5 protein-coding genes and 1 riboswitch are annotated in these 9008 nt (G+C 30.2%); of the genes, 1 reads left to right on the top strand and 4 read right to left on the bottom strand.

All coding sequences use genetic code 11. The features are described from left to right. Window positions 1–31: 31 nt before the first annotated feature. Complete coding sequence (gene putP, locus ACJDTP_RS01775; RefSeq protein WP_406760300.1) at window positions 32–1507, top strand: sodium/proline symporter PutP; 1476 nt, start codon at window positions 32–34, stop codon at window positions 1505–1507. A 212-nt stretch (window positions 1508–1719) separates the two neighbouring features. Here putP and ACJDTP_RS01780 read toward each other — a convergent pair whose 3' ends face one another. From ACJDTP_RS01780 to ACJDTP_RS01795, 4 genes are all read right to left on the bottom strand, one after another. Beyond that, the gene (locus ACJDTP_RS01780) at window positions 1720–3828 is read right to left on the bottom strand and encodes a methyl-accepting chemotaxis protein (protein ID WP_406760301.1); all 2109 of its coding nucleotides are present in this window, start codon (window positions 3826–3828) and stop codon (window positions 1720–1722) included. Window positions 3829–3863: 35 nt separating this feature from the next. Further along, window positions 3864–4598, bottom strand: a complete 735-nt coding sequence (locus ACJDTP_RS01785; RefSeq protein ID WP_406760302.1) for an acyltransferase — start codon at window positions 4596–4598, stop codon at window positions 3864–3866. Window positions 4599–4943: 345 nt separating this feature from the next. Continuing rightward, window positions 4944–5034, bottom strand: a riboswitch (cyclic di-GMP riboswitch). Window positions 5035–5314: 280 nt separating this feature from the next. Further along, entirely contained in the window at window positions 5315–6220 is a 906-nt protein-coding gene (locus ACJDTP_RS01790) for a metallophosphoesterase family protein (protein WP_406760303.1), read from the bottom strand. Window positions 6221–6540: 320 nt separating this feature from the next. Next, complete coding sequence (locus ACJDTP_RS01795; protein ID WP_406760304.1) at window positions 6541–8541, bottom strand: methyl-accepting chemotaxis protein; 2001 nt, start codon at window positions 8539–8541, stop codon at window positions 6541–6543. Window positions 8542–9008 lie beyond the last annotated feature (467 nt).

Raw genomic sequence — 9008 nt, forward strand, 5'->3', positions numbered from 1 at the left:
TATTTTGTATATTATGAAAGGGGAATTTAATATGAAACTATGGTCCATTATAGCAATAGGAGTATATTTACTTATTTTGCTTACAATAGGATACTACTCTTACAGAAAAACATCTAATCTTTCAGATTATATGATAGGAGGAAGGGGACTCGGACCTCTTGTTACAGCATTATCAGCAGGCGCAAGTGATATGAGCGGTTGGATGCTTATGGGACTTCCTGGAGCAGTTTACCTAACTGGTATATCTAACATTTGGATAGGAATTGGTTTAACCGTAGGTGCGTACTTTAACTACCTTCTACTGGCTCCAAGATTTAGAGTCTACACAGAAATTGCAAATGACTCTATGACAATTCCAGACTACTTAGAAAATCGTTTTAAAGACAAATCGAACATACTTAGACTCGTATCTGGTATAGTAATACTTGTTTTCTTTATTCTTTATGTTTCATCAGGCCTTGTAGCTGGAGGAAAATTATTCGTTGATACATATAAGCTAACTTATACAATGGGTGTAGTCGTTACTCTATCTGTTGTTGTTCTTTATACGTATTATGGTGGATTCTTAGCGGTTAGTCTTACTGACTTCTTCCAAGGAACTTTAATGTTTATATGTTTAGTTACAGTTCCAGTTGTAGCATATATGAATATAGGTGTAGATCCAGGCACATTTGTTAATAAAGTAAAAGCCATTGATCCTAAATTATTTGATATATTTAGAGGGACTAGTATAGCTAGTATTATTAGCCTTCTAGCCTGGGGGTTAGGGTATTTTGGACAGCCACACATTATCGTTCGTTTCATGGCAATAAAATCTGCAAAAGAGTTAAAGTCAGCGAGAAGAATTGGTATTGGATGGATGGCAATAGGTCTTTTAGGCGCTGTTGTAAGTGGTATTATAGGTCTTGTATATTTTACTGAACATAACACTCCATTAAGCGATCCTGAAACAGTATTTCTTCGCCTTGGTGATATATTGTTTCATCCATTTATTACAGGAATTATATTATCTGCAGTACTAGCTGCTATTATGAGTACTATCTCATCTCAGCTTTTAGTTTGTTCAAGTTCTATTACAAAAGATTTTTATCTAGCTTTCTTTAATAAAGAAGCTTCCGAAAAACAACAAATGGTAATAGGTAAATTAGCTGTATTAGTCGTAGCAGCATTTGCCACAGTACTTGCATACCTTCCAAATAAGACTATTTTAGATATTGTTGGCCAAGCATGGGCTGGTTTTGGTTCATCTTTTGGTCCAGTTCTTCTATTAAGTCTATACTGGAAAAGAATGACTAAATGGGGTGCTTTATCTGGAATGATTGTTGGTGGTGTAACAGTTATTTTATGGATTGTTTTAGGCTTATCTAGTTTTCTATATGAAATGATTCCAGGCTTTTCATTATCACTTCTATCTGTAATTATTGTTAGTCTTTTAACTAAAAAGCCAGATAGTGATATTAGTAACCAGTTTAATAAAATGAAAAATATATTAACAGATATGAAATAATATATGTGTTTTCTAAAAGGTATAGTATTAATTAATCTTATACTTTTAACTTATAAAAAAATCGCAGGCAAAAAATTTCTTTTAAAAATACCGAAGCTATTCAATCAAACTTTTTAAGTTATCCGCAGATTTTAATGGAATATAAATTTCTAAATAATAAAAAAATAACAGTAAGACTAATAATTCTAGGGTCTTACTGTTATTTTTTATCCTTATTTGCTTATTTTAAATCTAGATACTAACTCATTTAATCTATGAGCCAATTTCGCTAATTGATTAGCTGAATCTCCTATTTCGTCCATAGTAACAGCCTGTTCTTCAGCAGATGCTGATACCTCTTCTGTTGCTGATGCTGTATGTTCTGATATAATTGATGTTTCTTGCATTTCTGCCACTGTATCTTTTGCTGTTTTAATCATAGATTCCGTAGAATTATATACATCTCGAACTACATCAAAAATGTTTCTTATTGCTTTTTCTATATTATCAAAATGAGTTTCAGCCTTTAATGCCGTTTCCATACCAACAGTAATTTCCTGAGAACCTTCATCCATACTATTACTAATAGTCTCAATTTGATTTTGTATTCCACTTATTAAAGCCGAAATCTGACTAGCAGCAGTAGCAGATTGTTCCGCAAGGGTTCTTACTTCATCTGCAACTACGGCAAATCCCTTTCCTTGCTCTCCTGCTCTAGCAGCTTCTATTGCTGCATTTAAAGCAAGTAAATTAGTCTGACTTGCAATGTTAGTTATAACTTCAACAATCTTACCAATTTCATTTGATCTCTCAAGTAACATTTTACTTTCTTCTAAATTGGTTTTATTGTTTTCAACAATTAACTTCATACTTTCAACAGCTTTATCCACAGCTTCAAAAGCAACCGCACTTATGTTATGTGATTCTTCAGCTGTTTCAAGCATATCATTACATTTATTAACAACAACTCTACTTACTTCTTCCATTTCAATTGTTTTCTCGCTAGCTAAAGTCACTTGTCTTGACTGCTCAGTTGTATTTTCTGCTATCACTTGTATTGCTTTAGCAACTTCTCCAGTAACCTTAATGCTATCATCACATGAATTTGCAAGATTAGTTGAAACTTCATTTACCTTTGATGATTCATTATTTATATCTGTAATTATGCCTCTTAATGCTTCTATTGTATGATTAAACGCTGTAGCAAGATTTCCAAATTCATCTTTGGATTTTACTTCTATTGAACCACTTAAGTCTCCAGTAGATATAACTTCCGCGAACTCATTAAGGCGTACTAAAGGTTTGATCAACTTAGTTGCTGCTGTAAATATAGCTGCTGATAAAATTACGATAATGGCTATAACTATCCCAATCATAATTAGTATCAAATGATTAGATGAAGCAAAAAGTTCATCCTCATAAACAACATTTATAACTGTCCACCCAGAAATCGGTGACTTTGCATAGAATGCAATTTTTTTCTCAGATCCACTTCCAAATTTAAAAACTCCTGGTTTATCACCTTGAATGGCTTCATTAAGTTTAGTAAGATCTGAATCGTTAACTGTATTTATTTTCTCTTTCATGGCCCAATCTTTATTTGGATGAACTATAAAAGTTCCGTCACTTCCTAATAATATTCCGTAACCTTTTTGACCATATTTTAGATTTTTCACTTGATTTTCTACTGCTTCAATAGCCAAACTTGAGGCAGCTCCTGCTGTAACTTTTCCTTGTGCATCTTTATTCCATGCAACCATCATTACAACATTCTTATCATAAGCTTCAGAATATGTAGGCTTAAATATTGCATCATAAGGAACGCCATTTGTCTTTGAATATCTTTCTGAAGCTTCTGTTGCAGCACCTTTAGCCCAATTAGCAGTTGCAAATTTTCCATTGCTTACATTATAAAATCTCGCTTGTAGCTTATTCAAACTATCAGCGTTACTCCATTCACTAGGCTCTAGGCTATTTAGTATATGCACTGCTGCATATTCGTCTGGATATGTATTTTTAATAAAATTAAATCTTGATAAATTTAAATCATCTATTATGTTTAATGATCCATCTGTGCTATTTAAATTTAAACCAGGATTTTTTTCCAAAACTTGCTTAAGCACTGGGCTTTGAGCTGTTTCTTGAACTTCTGCCATTCTACTCGTCAGCCATGTATTAATATGACCAGTTGCTTCTGTTGTTCTTAATGACATGGAATTCACTAATTCGCTTTCTATGATGCTCCTAAAATTAATATATGCAAATCCTGTCAGCGATAGCAATCCAACTATTACTAGCGGCAATATTATTACCATTAACTTTGATTTAAATGATATTCTCATGATTAATCATTTCCTCCTTAAGGTGTACAAATTTTTTAATCTTGAAACTCACCGTTATGCAACCATATATGTTTTAATTCTTCCTGATTTCTATCTAATGTTTTTCTCTCTCTCATAGCCTTTGCTGGTATACCCGCTACCAACTCATTTTTTTCAACATTTTTACCGACTAAAGAACAAGCTGCTACTATTCCTTGTTTTTCAATTGTTACTCCAGGCAATATAGTTGAATTAGAATATATTTTAGCGTAATCTTTAATTACTACTTTTGCATATGTCCTTAATTCATGTTCATGCTCCTCATGAGAATGAGTAAAAATTGTAACGCCTTCGCCAATTCCTACTGAGTTACCTATTGTTATTCCACCTTTTGAATCTAGGAAAGCACCTTTGTTCATAAATACGTTATCTCCTATTTCTATATTGTCAGGAACATTGAAACGTACATTTTCTTCAGCTATAAAATTCTTTCCGCATGACTTAAATAATTTTTTTGCTAATATCTGTCTATAAGGAATAGCAAAATTGGCAATTAAGCACATAGGTGATTTATCTAGTACATCCCATAAAAAATGAAGATATCTTTTTTCTTCTGAAAATTCTAATTCATTATTTTTAGGTAAATAGTCCCCATATAATTTCATTTCATCTAATATTTCGTATGGAAAATAACATTTTAGAGAATTTAAAATTTCTATTACGCCCTCTTTATTTATCCCTTGTTTTACTATAACTTCTATTTCATTTAATAATTCGTCTATTTTACTCATATCGTTTCAGATTATTAAAACCGCAAAAAATAATCTTCTCGCCTCCTTTATAGTCAAAATTTTAATGCGATTTTATAAACAACATTAAGTTTAACTGTTTGTCCAACTTATTTTAGTTTTGCTACTAATTACCATGATTATATTTTATTAGCCTTCTCCACTCCCCTTCTAATCCTTTAATATTATTTATAATTCAAACTTCGAATCTCTAGCAGCAAATACTTTGCACATGAAAAAAATAATAAAAATATCTTTCTTATTGTAAGTTTTAAGAGCACAAAAATGGTGTCTACATAATTGTGGACACCAAAATTAAAATATAAAATTTATTATTCATAGATACATTTTGGCAACCTGACAATCATAGAAAATTAAATTTCTCCTTAGACTCATAGCTTTGCGACCCTATTTTTCAATAAGTGTGCCTATTGATATTATATTTTTTCATTTTTATTCTATTATTACATCTTTTACAACATTTTTCAACTTATATATAGTAAATTTAGGTTATAATATTGTAAAAATGGATATTATTTAATCGTATAATTCAATATAATTCCATTTATTCTATAATATATATTCATAAATTAAAATATATTATAAATTTTTTTCTTATCACTATGAGAATAAATTCACTTAAAAATCAATAAATTTTGCGGTTCTATACATATACTGACTCATGAAAATATATCTCCTAAAATTATTTTTTATAAAGTTTACTTTTTAAGTTCTTTATCAAACTCTCTTCTTGTCCAAGTTTTAAAATCAGCTGGATTCTCTTCATTGATTAAAAATACTCTTGCACCACGAGGAATTTTATCATCTCCATATCCTCCATAGCCAGTATATCCTGCATACCCAATCTTGACCTCATCTAAAACAGCACAGTAATTATTAAAATGATCATGCCCTACAAATATACCTTTCACATCACCAATTTTAACTATTTTGTTAAATAGGCATAAATTTATCTTGGCACAGCTCTCATCTTCAAGCCTTTCACCATTTACTAATCCAGTCTCCCATGCCTTTTTAAACTTCTTTAAAGGTATGTGAAAGAACATAAGCGCTGGTATTAATCTTTTATATTTTTTCTTCAAATTTATTGCTGTTTTTTTATACCACCATATTTGAGTAAGTTTTATCCAATCATATCCTCCAATAATGGCAGGAGCGTATTTTCCTGAATCCATCATATATATATTAAATTTAGGAGTTTTATCTTTTGAACTTTCTACAATAAGATTATAATTACCTATCCTATCAAAAGTTTTATACCCCACTTGACTCAGATTATGTTCAAAGCTCATATATAAATTCATCATTTCTTCTTTTGTCATCATATTATGTTCATCATCATGATTACCAAAAACTATACACCAAGGTACATTTCTATTTTCCATTGGCTCCGCTATATGATTTATAGCTTTTTTTACATCTTCTGCTGTTTGACATTTTCCATCAATAATATCTCCTGATAATATAACCATATTGGGTTTTTCGTAATCTAATATCTTATTCATAAGATTTATTGATTTGTCTCTGCTTGGTCCTTCGTGTATATCCGTAAATTGAACGATTTTAAACTTGCCATTAGTATCAAACCTAAGGTTATTTTTCATACATACTCACCTTTCTTAAAATATAACATTATATGAAACCTAAGTTGTATATGACACTAACTATTTGCTAATTAAACCTTGTTTTTAATTATAAAAGGACCATTGCATTTTGCAACAATCCTTTATATTTCATTAAACATTAAATATATATTTTGTAATTGAGTTTCTACATTTGCCTATTAATTTATCACTTTGCTAACTAGAATTTTAAATGCAAATTTATTATTGCAACATATATATTGCAAGAGTTTTAGCCGTAATTGTGAATTGTAAAATGTGCATTGGCATTACAACATGTATATCATAATGATTTTATATTCTTATAGCTTGAATTCTTCTATCTTTTCTTTTAATTCCTCAGCCATATCTTTTAGATTATTAAAATTATCAACAAAGCTATCTGTTGATGCTGTCACTTCTTGTACTGTCGCTGAAACTTCCTCTGTTCCCGATGCTGTTTCTTCTAATATCGCTGATAAGTTTTCTACTTTTTCAACTACATCATCCTTCATATTATTTATGGTGCTCACACCTTCAGCTATTTTACTCACCTTTTCTGTTAAACTTTCTATAGCTGTTACTATTTCTGTAAATATCACTTCTGATTCTTTAACTGCATGCTCTTGATCATCTACTGTTCCACTTGTTTCTAATACCCTGTCAACTGCTAATTCTGATTTACTTTTTATTTCTTTTATTATTTCATCTATTTGTTTGGCTGAAACTGATGTCTCTTCTGCAAGCTTTCTTATTTCATCAGCGACTACTGCAAATCCCTTTCCTGCTTCTCCTGCTCTAGCTGCTTCTATTGCTGCATTTAAGGCTAAAAGATTTGTTTGCTCTGTAATCGCACTTATTGCCTTATTCATGGTGCCTATTTTCATTATACTTTCCGAAACTTCACTTACAACATCTTTTACTGATTCAGTACTTTTTTTAGTTTCATATGATTTATTTATAACGGTCTTTACAATCTTTATTCCATCTTTACCTAAATCATTTGCTTTTATTGCCATACCATTTACACTTTCAGTCGCTTCTTCTATCTTATTCATAGATTGAGATAGTAAGTCCATGCTGTGTGATATCATTTCTAAATTGTTAGAAGACTCCATAGTTCCACTTGATATTTGATTTATTGTCTCACTTACCTGATTCATCGACATTGCTACTTCTTTGCTCATACTAACTGAATTTATAGCATTTTTATTAACATTTATTGCCGAATTATCAACACTCTTAATTAATTTTGCAATATTTTTCTGCATTTTATTAAAACTATTTTCTAGAATTATAAATTCGCGAATATGATTATTTATAATAATTTCTTTGTTAAATTCTCCATTCGCAGTTCTTTCCATTCCATCTTTTAAGGAATTTACTCCTTTACTTATTCTTCTAGCAATAGCCATAGTTATAATTAATGTAATTACCGCTATTGCAAATATAATTATAATTGATGCTATAGTTGAATCATTTTCTGATTTCCTTAGCTCACTAGATGGGATTTTTAGTATTAACTTCCATCCAGTAAGTTCCGAGGTCTCAAAATACCCCTCATATGTACTATTATTATAATTGAATTTGATTTTACCTTTATCACCAGTTGATATCTGATTCCAGCAATTGTATTCAGTTGGCTCTGTTCCAGCAATTTTAGTTTTGTCATTGTCAGAAATAACTACACCATCTTTATCAGTAATAATAAACTCTCCGGTTTGTCCGTATTTTATACTTGATAACTGATCTGCTAGTTCACTTAGCTCTACATCTATAGCCATAACGCCTACCGGTACATTATTTTTAATCACAGCCTTATATATTGTTATTGCGCTTTTTCCAGTTATTTTATCTTGATAAGGACTATGAATAATATATTTATTCGGATTCTCTATAGTCTCTTTAAACCAGGATTTTTCTGTAGCGTTATAATCATCTGGCAATTTACTATCAAGTATTTGAAATACTTTTCCAGTGTTGTCTGAATAATATATATTTAAAATACTTTCATCAGTCTTCTTAATTAATTTCATATCTCCATTCAATTTATTATATGGTGATTCTTCAATATTAAAATTATTATTCTCAATTAATGTTTTCAATGTATCTTCATAATATGTAATCTTATTATTTATTATTTCCTGTCCTATATTTGAGAGTAAAGTTCTATTTTCATCAAAACTCTTTTCATTACTCCTCCTTGATGTCGTTGTAGAAATGATACCTAAAATAACTACTGGTATTATTGCTAACATAGCAATTGTAATCAGTAAGTATAACCTTATACTTACTGATTTAATTTGACTTTGTGCTTTATGCATATTTTCCCCCACCTCATAATTAACTTCAACTCATATTATATCGCAAAATATGCCAAAATATCTCATTTTATATTCTTTTTATGAAACTATGCTCAAAAATGATATTTTTTGACATTAGTCATATTTATTAGCAATATTTTAATAAATCTTCTTATTTATTATCACATTCTCATTTAAATTGACAAATTTATATTTATTTTTGATAGAAAAAATTAAAAATCAACCTTTTTAGGTTATACCCTCAATTTTACTGGAATATAAATTCCTAAAGAAGAACAAAAGTGGCTGCGCCACGCTCTTTCTTTATACCATTTTTTACAGGTCAATATCCTTATACCCCATTGGTATCACTGGCTTTCAAAATCAAAAAATTCTATACTTTCCTAGACAATAAAAAAGTGGCTGCGCCACGCTCCTTCGGAGAAATATATTAAAATATAAATCAAAACTATAGAGATTTACTTTTC

Source organism: Candidatus Clostridium helianthi (assembly GCF_045310795.1).
Lineage (GTDB): Bacteria > Bacillota > Clostridia > Clostridiales > Clostridiaceae > Clostridium > Clostridium helianthi.

Bases quoted from the DNA above. Each gene is read 5' to 3' on its own strand.
- putP (WP_406760300.1), top strand. From the start codon at position 32: ATGAAACTATGGTCCATTATAGCAATAGGAGTATATTTACTTATTTTG.
- ACJDTP_RS01790 (WP_406760303.1), bottom strand. From the start codon at position 6,220: ATGAAAAATAACCTTAGGTTTGATACTAATGGCAAGTTTAAAATCGTT.
- ACJDTP_RS01795 (WP_406760304.1), bottom strand. From the start codon at position 8,541: ATGCATAAAGCACAAAGTCAAATTAAATCAGTAAGTATAAGGTTATAC.
- ACJDTP_RS01785 (WP_406760302.1), bottom strand. From the start codon at position 4,598: ATGAGTAAAATAGACGAATTATTAAATGAAATAGAAGTTATAGTAAAA.
- ACJDTP_RS01780 (WP_406760301.1), bottom strand. From the start codon at position 3,828: ATGAGAATATCATTTAAATCAAAGTTAATGGTAATAATATTGCCGCTA.